The sequence below is a fragment of the Jeotgalibaca sp. A127 genome (assembly GCF_052266745.1).
Lineage (GTDB): Bacteria > Bacillota > Bacilli > Lactobacillales > Aerococcaceae > Jeotgalibaca.
Map to the genome: position 1 here is coordinate 327,082 of NZ_JBQPRC010000001.1, position 21,292 is coordinate 348,373.

At 41.7% G+C, this 21,292-nt stretch carries 18 protein-coding genes and 1 other annotated feature; all 18 genes read right to left on the minus strand.

Annotation, left to right across the window (positions count from 1 at the left end; all coding sequences use genetic code 11):
• Window positions 1-166 precede the first annotated feature (166 nt).
• The 18 genes from ACTVAI_RS01660 to murD all read right to left on the minus strand — a co-directional run bounded on the left by ACTVAI_RS01660 (window position 167) and on the right by murD (window position 21,289).
• On the minus strand, window positions 167-1,357 hold the full coding sequence (locus ACTVAI_RS01660) for a MalY/PatB family protein (RefSeq protein ID WP_443485734.1): 1,191 nt from the start codon (window positions 1,355-1,357) through the stop codon (window positions 167-169).
• Window positions 1,350-2,444, minus strand: coding sequence for a PLP-dependent transferase (locus ACTVAI_RS01665; protein WP_443485735.1), 1,095 nt, complete (start codon window positions 2,442-2,444; stop codon window positions 1,350-1,352). The genes ACTVAI_RS01660 and ACTVAI_RS01665 overlap by 8 nt, the downstream gene beginning before the upstream one ends.
• 13 nt (window positions 2,445-2,457) lie before the next feature.
• Window positions 2,458-3,375 (minus strand): homoserine O-succinyltransferase, encoded by a 918-nt coding sequence (locus ACTVAI_RS01670; protein WP_443485736.1) that lies wholly within the window; start codon window positions 3,373-3,375, stop codon window positions 2,458-2,460.
• A 336-nt stretch (window positions 3,376-3,711) separates the two neighbouring features.
• Entirely contained in the window at window positions 3,712-4,299 is a 588-nt protein-coding gene (leuD, locus tag ACTVAI_RS01675; protein ID WP_443473703.1) for a 3-isopropylmalate dehydratase small subunit, read from the minus strand.
• Window positions 4,286-5,674, minus strand: coding sequence for a 3-isopropylmalate dehydratase large subunit (gene leuC / locus ACTVAI_RS01680; RefSeq protein ID WP_443473702.1), 1,389 nt, complete (start codon window positions 5,672-5,674; stop codon window positions 4,286-4,288). The genes leuD and leuC overlap by 14 nt, the downstream gene beginning before the upstream one ends.
• 15 nt (window positions 5,675-5,689) lie before the next feature.
• Complete coding sequence (gene leuB, locus ACTVAI_RS01685; protein ID WP_443485737.1) at window positions 5,690-6,736, minus strand: 3-isopropylmalate dehydrogenase; 1,047 nt, start codon at window positions 6,734-6,736, stop codon at window positions 5,690-5,692.
• A 12-nt stretch (window positions 6,737-6,748) separates the two neighbouring features.
• Window positions 6,749-8,305 (minus strand): 2-isopropylmalate synthase, encoded by a 1,557-nt coding sequence (locus tag ACTVAI_RS01690; RefSeq protein ID WP_443485738.1) that lies wholly within the window; start codon window positions 8,303-8,305, stop codon window positions 6,749-6,751.
• 875 nt (window positions 8,306-9,180) lie between these two features.
• Window positions 9,181-11,946 carry an isoleucine--tRNA ligase gene (ileS, locus tag ACTVAI_RS01695; protein ID WP_443485739.1) on the minus strand — a complete coding sequence of 922 codons (2,766 nt, stop codon included), beginning with the start codon at window positions 11,944-11,946 and terminating at the stop codon, window positions 9,181-9,183.
• A gap of 61 nt (window positions 11,947-12,007) precedes the next feature.
• Window positions 12,008-12,225, minus strand: a binding site (T-box leader).
• 17 nt (window positions 12,226-12,242) lie between these two features.
• The gene (locus ACTVAI_RS01700) at window positions 12,243-12,872 is read right to left on the minus strand and encodes a DivIVA domain-containing protein (protein WP_443473698.1); all 630 of its coding nucleotides are present in this window, start codon (window positions 12,870-12,872) and stop codon (window positions 12,243-12,245) included.
• A gap of 25 nt (window positions 12,873-12,897) precedes the next feature.
• A complete protein-coding gene (locus ACTVAI_RS01705; RefSeq protein ID WP_443473697.1) occupies window positions 12,898-13,680 on the minus strand; it encodes a YlmH family RNA-binding protein in 783 nt (260 codons plus the stop codon).
• An 18-nt stretch (window positions 13,681-13,698) separates the two neighbouring features.
• Window positions 13,699-13,986, minus strand: coding sequence for a YggT family protein (locus ACTVAI_RS01710; protein ID WP_443473696.1), 288 nt, complete (start codon window positions 13,984-13,986; stop codon window positions 13,699-13,701).
• A 44-nt stretch (window positions 13,987-14,030) separates the two neighbouring features.
• Window positions 14,031-14,474, minus strand: coding sequence for a cell division protein SepF (locus ACTVAI_RS01715; protein ID WP_443473695.1), 444 nt, complete (start codon window positions 14,472-14,474; stop codon window positions 14,031-14,033).
• 20 nt (window positions 14,475-14,494) lie between these two features.
• On the minus strand, window positions 14,495-15,175 hold the full coding sequence (locus tag ACTVAI_RS01720; protein WP_443473694.1) for a YggS family pyridoxal phosphate-dependent enzyme: 681 nt from the start codon (window positions 15,173-15,175) through the stop codon (window positions 14,495-14,497).
• 2 nt (window positions 15,176-15,177) lie between these two features.
• Window positions 15,178-16,437 (minus strand): cell division protein FtsZ, encoded by a 1,260-nt coding sequence (ftsZ, locus tag ACTVAI_RS01725; protein WP_443473693.1) that lies wholly within the window; start codon window positions 16,435-16,437, stop codon window positions 15,178-15,180.
• Window positions 16,438-16,469: 32 nt separating this feature from the next.
• Entirely contained in the window at window positions 16,470-17,825 is a 1,356-nt protein-coding gene (ftsA, locus tag ACTVAI_RS01730; RefSeq protein ID WP_443485740.1) for a cell division protein FtsA, read from the minus strand.
• Between the two features lie 185 nt (window positions 17,826-18,010).
• Complete coding sequence (locus ACTVAI_RS01735) at window positions 18,011-18,787, minus strand: cell division protein FtsQ/DivIB (protein ID WP_443473691.1); 777 nt, start codon at window positions 18,785-18,787, stop codon at window positions 18,011-18,013.
• Between the two features lie 23 nt (window positions 18,788-18,810).
• Complete coding sequence (gene murG, locus ACTVAI_RS01740) at window positions 18,811-19,908, minus strand: undecaprenyldiphospho-muramoylpentapeptide beta-N-acetylglucosaminyltransferase (RefSeq protein WP_443473690.1); 1,098 nt, start codon at window positions 19,906-19,908, stop codon at window positions 18,811-18,813.
• Between the two features lies 1 nt (window position 19,909).
• Window positions 19,910-21,289 carry a UDP-N-acetylmuramoyl-L-alanine--D-glutamate ligase gene (murD, locus tag ACTVAI_RS01745; RefSeq protein WP_443485741.1) on the minus strand — a complete coding sequence of 460 codons (1,380 nt, stop codon included), beginning with the start codon at window positions 21,287-21,289 and terminating at the stop codon, window positions 19,910-19,912.
• Window positions 21,290-21,292: the final 3 nt, after the last annotated feature.

Sequence of the window (21,292 nt, forward strand, 5' to 3'; positions counted from 1 at the left end):
TAATCCGTTCATATAAATTCAAATTTATTCTTGTTTTATAACGATAATTCAAAAAATAACTTAACTTTATAATTACAAATTACTAATTTAATTATAAAGAAAATGATAAATAAATGCAAGCCCTATTTTACAAACGTTTTCAAAACATCTATTTTAAATCATTATTTTAATTTTTCAACAACTTTGCCTCACGAATAATAGACGCAATAGCCTGGTTAACCAGTTCGAATTTGGTTGCTAAATTGATGCGGATATACCCCTCGTACTGTGATCCGAACCATTCCCCATAATCAATCGCAACACCGCATTTCTTTTGCATGAACTCTCTTGAAGACATCCCTTTCAAAATCGGGTTCAAATCCATGAACATTAAATAAGTCCCTTGTAAAGGTGCTACAGTCACTTCAGGCAATTCCTTTTTCAGTTTATTTAAAGCACAGTCATAGTTCTCTTCAATTATGGACTTTACTGTATCTAACCACGCTTGGCCACCTTTATAAGCAGCTTCTGTGGCCAGAACCCCCATAATGTTCAACTCTGTCTTAATAACGGTATTTGCATAATCGTCATATATTTTCCGCAGATTCTCATCTGGAATAATAATATGCGCATGTGTTAAGGCAGCTAAATTAAATGATTTAGAAGCAGCATTTGCGGTCACGATTCGATTGCGGAAGCGACCATTTGCAACCATTGCACTCGGGATGTGTTTAGCTCCGCCAAAAGTGAAATCTTGATGTATTTCGTCAGAAATAATTAAGACATCATATTTTTCACAGATTTCAAACAGACGCTGTTGTTCTTCTTCACGCCAAACCCGCCCTGCTGGATTATGGGGGGAACAATGAATATACATTTTCACTTGGTCAGTAATGATTGCTTCTTCAAATGACTCAAAATCTATCCCAAACTGACAAGCTTCATTTTCTAATCCCAATGTGACCAATTTTCTCCCCGTATCCGTCACAGCGTCATGAAACGGGTAGTAAACAGGAGTTAAAATCAAAATTGCATCGTCTGCTTTCGTGAAAGCATGAATAAAATGATGCAAAGCTTGGACAATTCCCGTTGTGTAACGAATCCAATCTTTTTTTAAATTAAAACCAAAATGTTCGGTCATCCAATTGTTGAAAGTATTGAAATAAGCTTCATCGGTGAAGCTATACCCATAAATACCGTGTTCCACTCTGGCCTGGAGCGTTTGCGTAATCGCATCGCTGACCTTAAAGTCCATGTCGGCTACCCATAACGGCAATAGATTTTCATCCTTGAATCGCTTGCCGACTAAATCCCATTTTAGTGAGCGGGTATTGAAACGATCTGTGTAGTATTTTTCGATAAATGTCTGTTTATCCATTGTGACCTCCCAGCGCGTTTTTCAAGTCCATAATTAAGTCCTGAGCATCCTCCAGCCCAATCGATAAACGCAATAGTTCTGGTGTCAGGCCATATGATTCACGTAATTCTTGTGGAATGTCTGCATGGGTCTGAGTAGTTGGATAGGTAATCAAGCTCTCAACACCGCCCAAGCTTTCCGCATAGGTGAAAAGCGTAAGGGCTTCAAGAAAAGGCCCCACTTTCTGCTCATCTGCCAACCGAATACTCAGCATCGCCCCTTTTCCCGGATAAAGAACTTCTTTGACCTGGGGATGTTTTTCTAAAGCTGCCACTATTTCTTTAGTTGTTTCTTCTTGCCTTTTAATACGCAGTGGCAACGTTTTTAAACTTCGGATGAAGAGCCAACAGTCAAAAGGGGATAAAGTGGGACCTGTTGTATTGGCTATCCAGGCTAAGCGTTCGCCAAATTCTGGATTGTTGGTGACAACGACACCGGCTAAAATATCATTGTGGCCCGCTAGATATTTGGTCCCGGAATGGACGACGATATCAGCTCCCAGTTCCAGCGGTCTTTGAATGATTGGGGTTAAAAGCGTGTTATCCACAACCATCACAGCTCCAACTTCTTTGGCCCATGTGGCTATCTTTTCGATGGATACTTCCTGCATCAATGGATTGGTTGGTGTTTCGATATAAACGGCTGTAATTTGCGCCGATAATTTTTCTTGTAGATCTTCTTCAGTTTCAAAATAGTGGAAATGAGCCAATTGCTGGCGTTCGAGTTCCTGAAAATATCGGAATGAACCCCCATATAAATCACGTGAAACCAAAAAATGGCTGCCACTATCAAACAATTGAAAAACCAGCTGGATAGCACTCATACCTGAACTCGTTGCAATGGCATGAGTTCCCCCTTCCAAAGTTGCCAATCCTTCTTCCAGAACAGAGCGTGTTGGGTTTTTCGTGCGTGTATAATCAAACCCGGTGCTTGCTCCTAAACCTGGATGAGCATATGTCGTTGATAAATGAATGGGTAAACTAATCGCCCCTGTTTCTTTGTCCCATCGATTTCCTAATTGGGCTAAATAAGTGTGTAAATGTGTCATGTTCGTCGCTCCTTTAATTTAGTAGTTCACGTAAATCATAGAAAGTATTTTGATATGTTTCGTTCAACCAGTTCTGATAGAGTAAGTACCCATGGCTCTTCCAATTATTTTGTGGCGTTCGCTCCGGATTATTATCCGGGTAATAATTTTCTGGAATTTTGATTAATAAACCCCGACTGGTATCACGATCATACTCTTTCTTCAATGTATCTCGGTCGTATTCCAAATGCCCCAAAACAAATAAATCTCTTTGATCAGTTGAACAGAGAATATCAGGTCCAAATGCTTCGTGGGCAGTCAAGATTTGTAAGTCCCGTTGTTCGGAAATTCCGTCGGTTAAAATTTTGGTATGTCGGGATTGCGGCACGTTATACATTTCATCGAATCCGCGTAAAAATGGGTGTTCCGGCAATCGTGTTTGATAGGGAAAAATCCCGAATAGTTTTTCTCCCAATGCTTCCTTTTCTATACCATATAAAAAGTTGAGGGCGAATTGTGCCCCCCAACAAATATACAAACGTGAATAAACATGGTTGCGGGCCCACTTCATCACTTCAATCAGTTCAGCCAGATAATCAACTTCAGTAAATTTCAATTGTTCAACGGGTGCGCCCGTAATGATTAAGCCATCATAAAAATCATTCTGTATTTCTGAAAAAGTTTTATAATATTTCTGTAAATGACTGGTCGGTGTATTCTCACTCGTGTGCGAAGAAGTGTGCAGAAAATCCACATCGATTTGAAGCGGTGTATTCCCCAACAAGCGCAACAGTTGTAATTCAGTTGTTTCCTTTATCGGCATGAGATTGAGTATTAAAACCTTTAGCGGTCTGATATCTTGGCTGATAGCCCGGGACGCTTCAATGGTATAGACTCCTTCCAGCTGCAACTGCTTTTGAACCGGCAATCCTTCAATTACTTTTATCGGCATTTTTTTCACATCCTATTTTTTATAAAAAAAGAAGCATCCACCCCTCTACCTATTGATTAATCAATAAGTAAAGGGACGAATACTTCGTGTTACCACCCTTTTTCACATTGCCCTTACGGGAAAATGTCTCATCAGCACCTGTTGATGCCTAGCAATCTATCGGTTGCGGCCGTCCGGATAGCGTGAACCATCCGAAAACTCAGAGTTCATCTTCACCAATTTGCGCAATACCCTTTCTCACCATCCGGGCTCTCTTTATTTTTGCTCATCAGCTACTCTTCTCATCAAAGTTTCATATATATTTAATAATATACCCATTAAAAGGTGGAATGTCAATTAGCTGTATACTAAATCCCACTGCGCTTCATAAGCAGAAATTGCTTCTTGATAAGTCATGGTTTCCGTGATGTCATCAATACCATTTATCAATTTATGTTTCCAGGTCGGATCGATTTTGAATGGGAATTCATTGCTGTCGGTCTTGACCACTTGGTTCGGTAAATCAACTTGGATGACGGCATCCCCAGGCAATTGTGCCAGAACGTCACGTACATCTTGCGCCAGCTCAATCGGCAATAACCCATTTTTCAATGCGTTCATATAGAAGATATCACTGTAACTTCCTGCTATGATTACCCGGAATCGGTAATCCTTCAGTGCCCAAGCCGCATGCTCACGGGACGATCCGCATCCGAAATTATCACCCGTAATCAGGATGGTTGCTTCCTGCCTGTCCCCATCATTCAAGGGGAATTCGGGATTGGGTTTGCCATTCTTCAAGAAACGCCACTCATCAAAAACAAATGCGCCAAAGCCCGTTTTTTCGATACGCTTCAAAAATACTTTGGGAATGATTTGATCAGTATCGATATTGTCATTCATAAGCGCGACGGTTTTCCCGTTGTGTACTTTAATTGGCTCCATGCGCCACCCCTACCTTTCTGATGTCCACAAATTTTCCGTTTATTGCTGCCGCTGCCGCCATGGCTGGGCTGACCAAATGCGTCCGCGCCCCTTTTCCCTGACGTCCTTCAAAGTTTCGGTTGGAAGTCGAGGCACAGTGAACGCCGGCTGGTACTTTATCAGGATTCATGCCCAGACATGCTGAACAGCCTGGTTCGCGCCATTCAAATCCGGCTGCGATGAATATTTCGTCTAACCCTAGTTCTTGTGCGGCATCACGCACGCTACGGCTACCTGGGACTACCAAGGCCCGAATATGATCCAGAACTTTTCCTCCTTGGATGTATTTCGCTGCTTCCATTAAATCGGAGAGTCGTGAATTCGTACAGGATCCGATAAAGACATACCCCAAGGGAATATCTTCCGCTGTTTGACCTGGCTTGAGATTCATATAATGATAAGCGCGTTCGTCATTTTGATCCATGGCGGGAGGAAACTGTTCGCCGAAAGGCACACCCATGCCCGGATTTGTCCCCCAGGTCACATAAGGTCCCAAATCGGAAACATCAAGGGAAATAAGCGTATCATAGGTAGCTTCTGGATCACTCTTCAAGGTTTCCCAATCCGTTATGGCTAGCGCGATGTTTTCGGGCGCATACTGGCGACCCCGCAGATAATCATAAGTGGTTTGATCGGGCGCCATCATCCCGATTTTGGCCCCGAATTCGATGGACATGTTACAGATGGTCATTCTTTCTTCCATCGACAAGCCTTCAACCGTTTCACCGAAAAACTCAATCGCATATCCACTCCCAAAAGCCGTTCCGTAGGTCGCAATCAAATGCAAGATAATATCTTTCGCGTAGACGCCAGAAGCTAATTTGCCAGTAATTTCGACTCCAAGCGACATTGGTTTCTTTTGCCAAATGGTTTGGGTCGCAAAAACATGCTCCACCTCAGAACTGCCAATCCCGAAGGCCAAAGCCCCAAAAGCACCGTGCGTAGCCGTATGCGAATCCCCACAGACCACAACTTTTCCCGGCTGGGTTGCGCCTAGTTCGGGTCCGACCATATGGACAATGCCTTGATTGGCAGTCCCGATGTCCATCAACGGGATGGTGAATTCCTTACAATTTTTCTGCAAGGTCTCAATCTGATTTTTTGATATTAAATCCTTGATATTGAAGATATCTTCCGTTGGTAAATTGTGGTCAACGGTTGCGATTGTTTTGTCAGGTCGTCTAACTTTCCGATTCGCTTCCCGTAAACCGTCGAACCCTTGCGGAGAGGTCACTTCATGAATCAGGTGCAAATCCACATAAAGTAATTGTGGTTCACCTTCGATACCGGCTATGACATGTCTGTCCCAAACTTTATCAAAAAGGGTTTTACTCATGCTGTGAATCCTCCTTTAATTTTCTAAAATAGCTTTCACTTGCTCGGTGAAGGCGGTGGTCGTCGTCGTGCCGCCCAAATCCGCGGTCAAATAGTCCGCATCCATCGCTTGTTTCGCTGCTTCCTCGAGTGCTTGCGCTTCCTCGTTTAGATTGAAACTTTGGCGGAGCATCATGGCGACGGATAAAATCATCGACATCGGATTGGCCATATTTTTTCCCGCAATATCCGGTGCTGAGCCATGGATTGGTTCGTATAACGATGGCCCCGAAATGGCATGACTGCCTGATGGCAGCATGCCCAAGGAACCCGTGATGACAGAAGCTTCATCACTCAAAATGTCACCGAACATGTTTTCCGTCACGATGACATCGAAAGCGGTCGGATTTTGAATCAGTTTCATGGAAGCGGCATCCACATACAAATGGTCCACTGTCACTTCCGGGTACCAGGCTGCCAGCTCATTGACCGTCTTGCGCCACAGTTTACTGCTGGCCAATACGTTGGCTTTATCGACGGATGTCATTTTTTTCTTGCGCGTCATCGCCAGTTCGAAAGCCTGGCGGACAATCCGTTCGATTTCGCTCTTTTTATAAAACAAGGTGTCCGTGGCTTCATCATCATTCCAGTACTTCGGTTGTCCGAAATACAACCCACCTGTCAGTTCCCTGACAACGATGAAGTCCGTTCCTTTCACCCTTTCCGTTTTCAACGGAGAAAGATGGGCAATGCTGTCACTGACGACAATGGGACGGATATTTGAAAAAAGGCCCAAGGATTTCCGCAATTGTAAAAGCCCATCCTCAGGGGTTTTTTCCGCCTGTTCCCATTTCGGACCGCCAATCGCCCCTAAGAGAATAGCATCTGCTCCAGTGCAACCCTTGATTGTTTGCGTGGGAATGGGGTCACCCGTCTCGTCAATACCCGCCCCTCCGAAAGGGTAAACTGTCACATTGAATGAATGTTGAAATTTTTTACCGATTGATTCCAACAGGGTCAATCCACTTGCCATAATTTCCGGTCCAATGCCATCTCCGGGCAATGCCGCAATCGTGTAATTCATGTTTTTGCCTCCTTAGAAATAGGTCAGGATTTTTTCATTCACTTGTTTTTTTTTCGCTTTTCCACTTGCTTGAATATATGCTTTCGCAGAAGCTGTTAAAACATCGTAGTCAATGCCTGTACCGTAGTAACGTTTGCCTTCCTCATCTTCAACCACGACATGGACTACAGCCTGAGCATCTTTCCCGCCTGTGATTGCTTCTATATTGTATTCTTTCAAGATGATTTCCTGTTCCAGGATTCGGTTGATTGTATTGTAAATGGCTTCAATACTCCCTGCCCCCGTCGCGGAATCCTGCAGCTGAACTTGTTGGTTTTCTTTGTCACGAATGTCAACGATCGCCGCTTGCACCCCGTCTGTCACATATTGTAGTTGCAGACGCGTCAATTCATATTGAGACTCTTCCTCTATGGTTTTTCCGACCATCAGTGCATGTAGATCCTCATCGGTAACATTTTTCTTTTTGTCCGCCAATTCTTTGAAACGGGAAAACAGCACTTTTATTTCCTCAGGGTTGTTAATGTCATAACCCATTTGTTGAATTCGATCTACAAAAGCGTGGCGGCCTGAAAGTTTACCGAGTGGCAAGCTGTTTTGCGCGACCCCAACTAATTGTGGGGTGATGATTTCGTAAGTCTCAGGATTCTTCAATACGCCATCTTGATGGATACCCGACTCGTGTGCATAGGCATTGCCACCAATGACCGCTTTATTGCGTGGAACGGGCATTCCTGACAGTCGGCTCACCAAGTCACTCGTCCGTTTAGTCTCGTTCAGGATGATGCCACATTCTTTTTGGTAATGGTCTTTACGGATATGCAGCGCCACAGCTACCTCTTCCAAGGCTGTGTTACCTGCTCGTTCTCCGATTCCGTTGATGGTCCCTTCTATCCGTAGCGCACCGTTTTCGATTGCCGCCAATGCATTCGCGGTTGCCATTCCCAAATCATCATGACAGTGTGAGGAGAAAATGACATCATCGAAACGAGACACATTTTCTTTCAGGAACTTGAACAAATTGCCGAATTCGGTTGGATTCGTGTAGCCGACCGTATCCGGCACATTGATGATGGTTGCCCCATTTTCAATCGCGACATTAATCACCTTCACGAGAAAATCCCAATCGCTGCGGGTAGCATCTTCTGGTGAGAACTGCACTTTTTCGAATTTCTTTTTTGCATATGCAACGTGGTGAGCAATTGAATCCAAGACTTCTTCTTGGTTCATTTTCAATTTGTCTCGCATATGAATAGGGCTCGTGGCCAGGAAGATGTGAATTTGCGGATCAACCGCATCTTTTAAAGCTGTATAGCACGTATCAATGTCTTCTTCGTTACACCGGGCCAACCCGGCCACTGTCATCGTTTTTACAGCTTGTGCAATCGCCTGGACAGCTTCGAAATCTCCCTCGGAAGAAATCGGGAACCCTGCCTCGATCACATCGATGCCCCATTTTTCCATTTGCAAAGCGATTTGGACTTTTTCTTTCGTGTTAAAATTTACACCCGGTGTCTGTTCACCGTCCCGCAGTGTCGTATCAAAAAATTGAATGTATTGATTTTTTGTCATTTTCCGTTCCTCCAGTTCGTGAATTTCTATTAGATATTTTTCACAAAAAAAGCACCCATAAATAATGGGTGCTTTGGAAGGTCGTATGTTTTCGCTTCAGCCCCATTATTTATCAATGCTAAACAGGGCCTAAACGACTGGTATGCCAGTGTCCAAGCCCTGCTACAATAATAAGTTGAAGAAAGAAGAAATTGCCGCTTCACATTTAGTTGTTGATTTTATAAACTGTTTCATGACAACCCCTCCTTTTTCTAATTATTTTCTAATAATTTTTAACTTTATCTCATTTTAGAGGATTGCCATTCCTTTGTCAATATCTTTTTTGTATGAGAAGCGCATTCAATTTTATGAGTAGGCTTTTTTTGAATAAAAAGCTCACTCAGGTGAAATATTTATTTTGAGTGAGCTTTATTGTGAAAAAAGGCTCACTCATAGTCGATTTTTTATTTGAGTGAGCTTTTTGAACGACTAGGTTTACTCAGTTCTTTCTAGTGAGCACCCATAGGAAAATTTTGAGCAAACAATCGATGCTTTTTAACTTTCTATGTTGGATACTTCTGAAGAATTAAACTACCAGCAACAATAACAGGCTTTACAATTATGGTGTTGGTAGGTATTCTTCGCGGAAATCCCGAAGGACGGTGTGGTTGCTTGTGGCCGTGTACTGGATGCAATGCGAAAGTAGGGACCGTTGACGCTTCAGCGTCTACGGTCCCTTTGAGGCTTGCAAGCCCGGAGACTGTAGGCTCCGGGCGGTCCCACGGCAGTACACAAGCAAACCCGCAGACCGGAGGGCATTTCCTTCACCGATAACAAAGAAAAAACTATAATAAGAAAAAGAGCACATCCCAGCCGGGACGCACTCTTGTAAAAATTTATTCTACTTCAGGAACCAATGCTTCCGGGAATTCTTGGCGTACGATGTTGGCACAACGTTCACATAATGTAGGTGCATCTTCGATTGTACCTACTTCTGGTTTGATGGCGCGACAACGTTCACAGGTTTCGCCTTCTGCATGTTTTACTTCAACACGGATTGCTTCTTCTTGCTCTCCTTTAAGAACTTCCAATTGTGAAACAATTAAGAGTTGCGCTAAATCGGAGTCTTTGTCAATCAATTCAAGCAATTCAAAGACTTCTTCATTTGCATGAAGCGTCAAGTGTGCTTCAAAAGATTTACCGATTGTTTTTTCATTACGTGCTTCTTCCAATGCTTTCAAGATGTCATCACGGACATCCATGAATTTCTCCCAAACAGTCAAAACTTCTTCTTTGTCAGCTGCAAATGATGCTTCAGGGAAATCAGCCAATTGTGCATATTCTTCTTCCTCTTTCAAATACTCCCAAATTTCTTCAGTTGTGTGAGGAACGATTGGCGTCAACAAGCGTGTAATGGCTGCAAGTGCATCATAGAAAACAGTTTGCATTGAACGACGAACTTTATCATTTTCACTTTCGATATAAACAACATCTTTCGCGAAGTTTAAGTAGAATGCAGATAGTTCCAATGTACAGAAGTTCATGATTGTTTGATAGATTGTTGAGAATCTGTATTCTTTATAAGCAGTCAAACATGTTTCGATCACTTCATTCAAACGGATTACAACGTATTTATCTACGGAACGTAAGTCTTCATAAGCGACACGGTGCTCAGCTGGATTGAAATCTTCGGTATTTGCTACCAGGAATCGCATGGTATTACGGATTTTACGATAAGTCTCCGATACTTGCTTCAAGATATCATCACTAATACGGACATCAGATTCATAGTCAACAGAAGACACCCATAGACGGATGATATCGGCACCCATGTTCTTGATGACTTTTTCAGGAAGAACCGTGTTCCCCACAGATTTACTCATCTTGCGACCTTCACCGTCCAGAACGAATCCTTGAGACAAGACGCTCTTGTACGGTGCAACACCATTGATGGCTACACTTGTCGTTAAACTTGAGTTAAACCAGCCACGGTATTGGTCAGAACCTTCCAAGTACATATCGGCTGGGAACGTCAAATCTTCACGTGTACGCAACACTGCCTCGTGTGAAGAACCAGAGTCGAACCAAACATCCATGATATCTGTTTCTTTAGTAAAGTGACCATTCGGGCTGCCTTCATGCGTAAATCCTTCTGGCAATAATTCTTTTGCTTCGCGTTCAAACCAGATGTTTGAGCCATGCTCTCCAATCAAAGTAGCAACGTGATCAATTGTTTCAGGGGTGATGATTGGTTCATTATTTTCTGCGTAGAAAATTGGTAATGGCACTCCCCATACACGTTGACGGGAAATAACCCAATCGCCACGGTCACGAATCATGTTATGCAAACGGACTTTACCAGATGGGTGAATCCATTCCACGTTTTCAATTTCATCCAGGATATCTTGGCGGAATTTGTCAATGGATGCAAACCATTGTGGTGTCGCCCGGAAGATAACTGGTTTTTTCGTACGCCAGTCATGTGGGTAGCTATGGACGAAGAAGTCCAACTTCAACAATTTACCCTTTTCTTCCAATAATTCAGTAATCAATTTATTCGCTTTATCGTAGAAGATACCTTCAAATCCTGGTGCTTCGCTTGTAAAACAACCACGGTCATCTACTGGTGAAAGGACATCTAAACCATATTTTCTACCGATAATGTAGTCGTCTTCCCCGTGTCCAGGTGCAGTATGGACTAAACCAGTACCAGCATCCAATGTTACGTGATCTCCGATCATTACCAATGATTCACGGTCATAGAATGGGTGTTGTGCAGTCATGCGTTCTAGGTCAGATCCTTGGAACTCTTTCAAGACAGATACATTTTCCCATCCTATTTCAGCTGTAACGGTTTCTAGTAAGCCTTGTGCTACAACAAACTTTTGACCGTCTGCTTCTACTTGTACATATTTAAAATCAGGATGAACGGAAATACCCAAGTTAGAAGGTAACGTCCAAGGAGTTGTGGTCCAAATAACAAATGAAGTATCAGTATCCAACAAACCTTTGCCATCTTTGACAGAGAAGGCCACATAAATAGATGCAGACTTCACATCTTTGTATTCAATTTCTGCTTCTGCTAATGAAGATTCACTTGATGGCGACCAATAAATAGGTTTCAAACCTTTATAAATATAGCCTTTTTCAGCCATTTTCCCGAATACACGGATTTCAGCTTCTTCATATTCCGGTGTCAACGTCACATAAGGATTTTCCCAATCCCCTGCAACACCCAGACGTTTAAATACACTACGTTGGCTGTCAATTTGTTGCCATGCATAGTCTTCACACATTTTACGGAATTCTGCCAAGCTCATTTCTTTCCGATTAACGCCTGTATTTGTTAAAGCTTGTTCAATCGGTAAACCATGTGTATCCCAACCGGGGACATATGGAGAACGGAATCCTGACATCGATTTTGAGCGAACGATGATATCTTTACTTACTTTATTAAGAGCGTGTCCCATATGAACCGCACCATTTGCGTATGGTGGGCCATCATGCAGGACAAAGGTCGGTTTGTCGGCATTTTTTTCTTGTCTCTTGTCATAGACACGATTTTCTTCCCAATCTTTTTCCCGTTCTAACTCACGAACCGGTAAATTGGCTTTCATAGGAAAAGCTGTTTTTCCTAAGAGCAATGTTTCTTTCATTTTCATGAACTGTTTTCCCCCATTAGTTTTTTTATTTTTGAGAAAGCAAAAAAAGACTCCTCCCCGGTAAAGGGACGAAGTCTTCGTGGTACCACCCAATTTTAAGCATTTAAAATATAATTGCTTTCTCTAGAAACTGTTAACGCGGTTCAGGCGATTTTGCTTACTTTTGTTCAGCAAAATATTTCATGGATGATCCGCCGATTATAGGGACTGTTGACCTCACACCTATCGTCAACTCGCTACTAGTATTTAATCTTTGGTTGTTCCAATCGTCAATTACTTAATGTATTTTACTTTGTTTAGGCTAGAATTTCAATAGCTTCTACTTGACCTTCTGATTTCTCTTGTTCAGGCTTGATAACTTCTACATCATCAAAGTTTGAAGTTTTAATCAGATCATCCACTTTATGTGTACGATTCATTAAAACTTCGTCCAAAGTCGGCGTATGAATATCATTCTCGGGAGTGGTATTTAACAAAATATCCCACTCTTCATTATTGATTAAATTCATTTGTGATTCAACCATTAATTGCAATTTTTGTCTGAAATTACGGCTTTCACGACGCACACTTGCTGTTTCTTGATTGATTTGGGCCGCTTTATCAGCTGCTTCTTTCAACAATTTATCAGCACTTTTTTCAGCTTCAAATAAAATGATTTCAGCTTCTTTACGCGCGTTTTCTTTCAAGCGATCAGCAGCATCTTGGGCCACTACAATGGATTTGTTCAGAGCATCTTGAAGCGTTTCAAAATGTTGAAGTTTTTCTTCAGCGAACTTAAGATTCTTTTCAACATCCTTATTATCCTTGATTAACTGCTCAAATTCACGTTTCATCAAATCTAGAAAGTCATCAACCTGAACTTTGTCATAGCCTCTCATTTTTGATTCAAATTCTTTGTGCTGGATATCTAACGGTGTAAGTGCCATGTCTATCAATTCCTCTCGACTGTGTTCATTTACGAAGGACGCCTAATTCTACGCGCCACTTATCTTTCTTTGACTTGCCTTCAATTTCCCTGATCTGGATTCGCCCATATCCTCGTATAGAGAGGATATCACGAATACCCAATTCAAAATCCGGGCGATCATATGCTGCCCAGTTTAATTTGACCTTTCCACCTGCTACCAATTCTTTTGCCCGTTGCCGAGAAATATTGTATACAGCTGATATCACGGTATCAATTCTCAAAGAGCTAACGGTATCATGTTCAATCGTCCAATCATCAATAGGAAGAATCAAATCGGTATATTTTTTTGTTTCCAATCGGACAGTCGTTTTGCCAATTTTTGTTACTTGAGTCAGCACATAGTCCTGAACCGACTGGGCGACAAAAAATTGCCATCTCTGGCCATCGGACATAATATCACCAAACATTTCCCTTTTGATTCCAGACCCTATTAAAGTTCCCAGAATTTGGCCATGAGATAAAGTGGTAAATTTTTCTGGATAATTTATTTCAACCAACTGTAGGTCAAAATCACCATCCTTGGGTTCAAAATAATCCGGAAAGATGAGTGCTCGTTTTCGTTCAGCAGCTTCATATCCGCCGTAAAACTGTGTTCGTACTTCCCCTCTTTTACCAATCAACATTTCAATGATGTACTGTTGACGGGGGTCAAGAAAATCGGTTAAGTAAGGCGCATACTGTTGTTGCACTTGAACCACCCATGATTCGACCATATCGATAAAAGGTTGTTCCTCTTTACGAAAATGTTGATAAACTTGTTCCATCATGTTCCCCTCCATACCTGATTATAGGACTAAGCGAAGAAGATAAATAAGGATAGCCTGTGCACCATACTCCACTAAACGCAGGAATAAAATAGCAAACAGGACGCTGAAGCTCACCATTCCTACTGAAGGAATGAGGCGACGAAATACATTTAAATAAGGCTCGACTAGTCGAGCAACAAATTGCCCGAATCTTGAATTGTAACCATTCGGTAACCATGTTAAAAGTGCATAGACAAACAACAATGTCGTGTAAGCATCAATGACTGTAGGAATTACATCCAAAAGCCAAATAATTATCTGTGCCATCCGCGACTCCTTTCTTACCATGACTTTCAAAACATGGTGGGTAACTAGTAGTAATAACTATCTCGTGGTTCTTCTGTTTCGATTTTGGCGATTTCGACATCGCGTGGTGTGCAGAGAAATATCCCTTCCCCCACTTGTTTCATATCGCCACCAATTGCATAAATGGAACCTGCGATAAAATCGACCACTTTAATTGCTTGATCCTGTTCCATTCTTCTGAAATTCAATAGGACCGACTCATTATTAATCAAGTAATTGGCTATTCTCTCAGATTCTGAATAAACACGGGGCTCGATAACATGAATACTAGCTTTTTGGGTAGTCGGCCGTTTCCCAATCGGGATGACCTTTCCACTTGCTTGATTCAATGCCTTCGAGGATGTGTGAGCGACTTCGGATTCATATTCATAAGAATGTGAATCACAATCTGATGTATCAAATTCCTCATCTAGTCCAAAAAAGGTTCGAAAACTGTCTTTGATACCCATTTTCCTTTCTCACTCCCTGCTTAATTTATTTCTTCAAAAAAAGATGAGCCGATTCGGACGAACGTTGCCCCTTCCTGGATAGCAATCGGGTAGTCACGACTCATTCCCATACTTGTTTCAGCACACGGAGCATAGGACAGTGCTTTGGCAGCAATACCTTCTTGCAAGTGTTTTAATTTTTTAAAACATCCGCGGAGCATATCTTCGTCTGCATCAATTGGGGCCATTGTCATTAAACCGATGACCTTTATCTTGGGATATTTTTCCAGCATTTCAATAAACGCATCCAGTTCATCTGGTGAAATACCATGTTTAGATTTTTCCCCACTGACATTCACTTGCACAAAACAAGAAACTTGTTTTTCTGCTCGTTTATTAATCTCTTTTGCCAGTGACTCCCGATCCAAAGAATGAAAATAGTCGATGGAATTAATGACATCTTTGACTTTACGCGTTTGTAAAGAACCAATAAAATGCCATTTAATGTCTGCCTGCTTGAAATACGCTTGTTTTTCGTGCAGCCCCTCGAGACGATTTTCTCCAAAGTGACGGAAGCCTTCCTCATAAAGAATCTCTGTTTCTTCCAGCGTACGTAATTTTGTAACCGCGACGCATGTGACAGCGTCCCGGTTACGATTTACGGTATTCAATTGTGATTCAATCGTTTTAACGATTTGACGACAATTTGAAACAATGGTCATGATTATCTACGTCTTTTACGGAAGAATGGTGGTGTTTCCAACTCATCATCACCAGATTCATCTTCGTTCGTTTGTTGGTAGCGTGGGTAATTTTCGTTTGATTGTTGTGTATTCGTGTCACGAACGCTGGATTCACGACGAATATCCCAGTCACCAAACAAATCTTTTTCAGGTTCCACGTCATTTTCATGTGCTGATTGGCGTTCTTGTCTTTCAGATTGTAGTGATTGTTGAGGTGCTACTTCTTTACGACCTCTAAATGGGCTTCCGCCACGGTTAGCTGCTTTTTTTTCTTCTTTCTTACGTTCATTATCGATACCTGTTGCAATAACCGTAACAATAACTTCGTCTCCCAAGTTTTCGTTGATAGAGGTACCGAAGATAATGTTAACTTCACTTGTGGAAGCTTGTGCAACGATATCCGATGCGTCTTGTGCTTCAAACAATGTCAAGTCTGATCCACCTGTAATGTTTAACAAGATTTGTTCTGCGCCATCGATGGAAACTTCCAACAATGGAGAAGAAATAGCTTTTTTGGTTGCTTCTGCCGTACGATTTTCACCTGAAGCAATCCCGATACCCATCAATGCGGAACCTTGGTCCTTCATGACAGTGTTAACATCAGCAAAGTCTAAGTTTACATAACCAGGTGCTGTAATCAAATCAGAGATTCCTTGAACCCCTTGGCGCAATACGTTGTCTGCTTCACGGAATGCTTCAAGCATCGGTGTTTTCTTGTCAACAATCTCAAGTAGACGGTTATTGGAGATGATAACCAGTGTGTCCACGTTTTGTTTCATTTCAGCAATACCTTCTGCAGCATAACGGCCTCTCTTAGGACCTTCGAAGCTGAACGGACGTGTTACAACTCCTACTGTCAAAGCGCCTTGACTTTTTGCAATTCTAGCAACAATCGGTGCTGCACCTGTACCGGTACCGCCTCCCATTCCACATGTTACAAAAATCATGTCAGCGCCAGCCAATGCTTCAGCTAATTGTGCTTCACTTTCCTCAGCAGCTTTTCCACCTACATCCGGAATCGAGCCTGCACCTAGACCTTTTGTCAATTTAGGTCCCAATTGAATTTTTGTTTCTGCTTTTGAAGCATTCAAAGCTTGTGTATCTGTATTGGCAACGATAAATTCTACACCTTTAACGTCTTCTTCGATCATACGATTAACCGCATTACCACCGGCTCCACCAACACCGATTACTTTAACGATTGCTCCACCACTCATGATTGAGTCAAATTCCAATTCCATTACTTTTCCTCCTACTTGTCTGTATTCCTGGATTATTCAAAGATAGATTGTATGAATTGCTTAGCTTGTTCGATAAATGATGATTTTTTAGTTCCTTCATTTTCTTTTGGCTGTTGCGTTTGAACCGGCTCTTGTTGTTGATATTGAACCGTTTCTTTTTGAACAGGCTGTTGTTGCTTTTGCTGTTTTTGTTGTATTGGAACGACTTTTGGTGCTTCCTGAACAGATTTTCCAGCCCGTTTTTTTGCAACCAGATTGATTTCATCCTGCTCGCCCATATATTTGATCAAGCCCAGGCTTGTAGCAAATATAGGGTTCCGCATACCCATTTCTTCTGGGATATAGAGTTTTACGTTTACCTCGAAGATTTCTTCAGCTAACTCCATTACTCCAGGAATAGCTGACGCTCCACCAGTCAGGACAATCCCACCCGGTAATTCGCGAGCCTCCACTTGGTCCAACGCTTTTTTGATTGTAGTGAAAATTTGGACAATTCTTGCTTCTATGATTTCTGATAAATATTTTTCATCAACCTTAACGGGATCTTCTTTGCCGATGACAGGTACTTGAAAGTATTCATCATCCGAGGCATCTTCCGGAATAGCATAGCCATATTCACGTTTGATATATTCCGCATTTTCCATCGTCGTATTTAAGATAATCGATATATCTTTGGTCACAAGATTGCCGCCTTCAGGATCGACATAAACGAATTTCAATTGATCATCATGCATGACTGAGGCAGTTGTTTGGCCGCCACCCATGTCAATCAAAATCGTTCCGAAATCGCGCTCGCCCCTGTTCATGGCAATACTTGAGATTGCCAACGGTTGGACAACCATATCTTGAATAACCAAACCTGCACGTTCCACACAACGCTTGATGTTATGGACAATCGTTTTTGGACCTGTAATCATACTTGCATATAATTCCAAACGTACACCTATCATCCCACGAGGATCACGAATTCCGTCAAAGCCATCCACGATAAATTCTTCTGGAATGACGGAAATTATTTCTCTTTCAGGTGGTAAGGATCTTACTCGTGCTGCTTCAAAAACGTTTTGAACATCCCGATCTGTGATTTCCTTATTTTCACTCGCTACAGCATACATACCGTGGCAAGGTTCAATACTGATCTGATTACCCGGGATTCCCACAATAACTTGTTGAATTTTATTTCCTGATTTTTTCTCAGCTTGCTCAACCGCTTTTTTAATCGATGCTACTGTTTCATCAATATCCACAATTATGCCACGGTTAAGTCCTTTAGATATTTCATTCCCTACTCCAATAACGTTCAATTGATTGTTTACATATTCCGCCACAACTACTTTTATTGAAGTGGTTCCAATATCCAGGCTGACAAACGAACCTTGTTTCTTCATTTTTATTGAAACCTCCATTTACTGATGCATGCACAAAACGAAAATGACCTTTGTGATATTGACGGTTCAATGTTGTTTCGTTTTTAAGTTTGCTTGTTTTTGTAAAAATGTTTATACCTTATCCATTTTAGCATAACCGCACACTATTTTTAAGTTTTTTCACAATTAATCAACGAAAAATTCAATTATTCTTGAGAATCTGTTTCGATGTCAATTTCTTCTTGAGCCTTGCTATTGAACGGGGTGAAAAATACCCCTACTTCCATATCAAAAGTCCCTTTTTTTCCATCCAACTTTTGGAGCATATCAGGGTAATAGCCAATTTTTTTTGAAAAATCCGTAATGTTGGCGATAATCTGGTTGCCATCGTTCATCATAATCGAAATTTTGTATGGATTCGTTTTTGTACCCATGTATTTAATCTCAGAAATGCTATTTTGTATATCCTTGCTTATTTCTTTGAAAGTAACAATAAGTTCATTCAAAATTGGACCCTGCTCGAATTTAGTGAGCAGTGGTTTGTTACCGATAGGAATTTTATGTGCCTCATTCACAATAAAGCCGTTTTCCAGAACACTGTTATATTCGTTGGCATCATTTAAATAGGCAATCGTTTCATAATCCTGTATTTCCAGAACTATATCATTCAATTTTTGCCATTGAACTTTTACACTTTTTACTTGCGGCAAGGCAGCTATGATCTCAGCTTCGATTGCTTCTTCGCTGACTAATGTACCGACCACCGTTTGCTTTTGTGTGATTTTTGAAGCATCCAAAATGAGTTGCTCGGGGACAATGCTGTCTCCCTCCACATACATGTCGCCTACTTTCCCATATGGAGAAATTAAATAGGCGGTTGTCATCAATCCGATTGTCAATCCTGCATACAATCCAAGATAATTTTTGACAGGCTGTTGTGGATTTTTTCTTTGATTTTCTTTGTTGGATTTAAACCATTTCAAGCTGCACTCACCTCCGACCTGAGTTACATAATTTCCTGCATGACTTTGAATAGGCGATCGGAAGCATCGGGTACTCCCAGCTCAATGGCCCGAGTAGACATTTTTTCTCTTTTTGATTGACTGGACAACAATTCATCAATCATTTCAAATAAACGATTTCCATTCAACTCGGTTTCTTCCAGAATAAAGGCTGCTCCATTTCTGGCTAAGCTTTCAGCATTTTTTAATTGATGGTTTGCCGTTACGTATGGGCTTGGAATTAAAACGCTTGGAATTCCTAGAGCCGTCAATTCGGTTAACGTTGTTGCGCCACTTCGACAAACGACTAAATCAACCTTGCGAAATAAAGCAGGCATATTATCAATGTACGGAACAACCTTTACATTGGTCGCTTGTGGAACCAAACTGCTGATTTGGGTATTGATTTTATCATAATGGGTCTCACCCGAGACCAAAATAGCCTGCATCTTTTTGCCTTCGAAAGAAGAAGCCGCTTCAATCATCGACTGATTGATTTTCTCTGCTCCTCGGCTACCGCCAAAGACAAGGACGGTTGGCAGAGTATCCTTAAGTCCATAATCCACAAGAGAGGCAATATCAATTCCTTCGGCCACTTCTTGCGCTCGGGGATTGCCCGTGTAAACAACTTTATCACCGTATTTTGAAAAATCATCCCGGACATCCTCGAAACAGATGGCAATGCGGTTTACAAAACGCGCCAAAAATTTATTTGTTACCCCGGCCACAGAATTTTGTTCATGGATAACGGTTGGAATACCCAACCTTGAAGCGGCGTACAAGACGGGAGCACATACATATCCTCCGGTACCTATAACCACATCCGGTTGAAAGTCCTTGATGATTTTTTTTGATTTTTGCACGCTGGTCAACATCAAATAAATCGTTTTAAAATTTTCCAGAGAGAGAGAACGTCGTAATCCCTGAATTTCTACAGACCGGAAAGGGACTCCCGCTTTCGGGACGATTGTGCTTTCCAATCCGCGTTCAGTTCCGACATACAAAAACTCTGCATCCGGTTGGATAGATTTGATGCGACGCATGAGGGCAAGTGCTGGATAGATGTGCCCCCCAGTACCTCCGCCTGATAGTAGAATTTTCACGTCATCTCTCCTCTTGTTTTTGTTTCAATTCAGTCACAGCTTTGATAAATACATCTCCGCGAACTTCAAAGTTTTTATATTGATCCCAGCTTGCACACGCGGGCGACAAGAGAATGACATCTCCTGGTTTACTGCTTGCAAAAGCTTCTGGGACTGCAGTTGCGACATCTTCTGTTTCAATAACGTGAGAAACACCTGCTTTTTCTGCAGCATCACGAAGTTTTTCTTTTGTTTCACCAAATAAAATCATGGTTTTTACGTTTTTTAGACTGGGTACGAGCTCATCAAAAGCATTTCCCCGGTCCAGCCCGCCTGCGAGATAGACAATCCCTTTGTCCGGGAAACTATTTAAAGCGGTTTGTGCAGCTGTGATATTCGTTGATTTGGAATCGTTGTAGAATAATCGGCCTTCTATTTCAGTTACGTATTGAATGCGGTGTTTAACGCCGCCAAATGTTGATAAGGCTGCGATAATGGTTTCATTGGAAGTACCCTTTAACTTTGCAACCGCAATAGCTGCCAAGGCATTTTCAACATTATGAGAACCAGGTACACCAATTGCTTCAACGGGCATTACTTTTTCACCCTGAAAATAAAGCCACTTATCCTGAACATAAGCACCCTTTGTTAATACCTGTGTTCTTGAAAAGGGAATAATCTGTGCCTTCGCATTTTTGGATAATTCCTGTAATTCAGCTTGATCCCAATTCAATACGAGATAATCCTCTGCTGTTTGATTCATCGTAATACGCCATTTCGCTTCAACATATGCTTCCCTGGTTCCGTGATAATCCAGGTGGGAAGAAACGATATTTGTAATCACGGCAATATGAGGGTGATAGGTATCAATCCCCATCAATTGAAAACTTGATAATTCCATAATGATATCGTCATCCATACCCGCCTCATTTGCAATGGTGGAAGCTGGAATACCAATATTCCCTGCCTTATGGGCTTTTCCTTTTTGGCGATCCGCTTTCAAGATTTCGTGAATCATTGTGGTCGTAGTTGTTTTACCATTCGAACCAGTCACGGCAACTAAAGACGCATCCATAATCTCATAGGCTAATTCTACTTCGGTAAAAACGGGGATACCCAGTTCCTGAGCACGCTTTACCATTTCATTGGAATAAGGAATTCCAGGATTTTTGACAATATAAGAAAATGACTCATCCAACAAATCGACTGGGTGATAGCCCGATATAACACGAATACCGGATGCAATTAATTCCTGTGCATCCGGATTATCAGCTAATTGTTTAGAATCATTCACTGTGACCATAGCCCCGAGCTCATGCAACAATTTTGCTGCATGAAATCCACTCAGTGCGAGTCCTAGAACTAATACTTTTTTATTTTCATAACGTGTATGTTTTACCATATG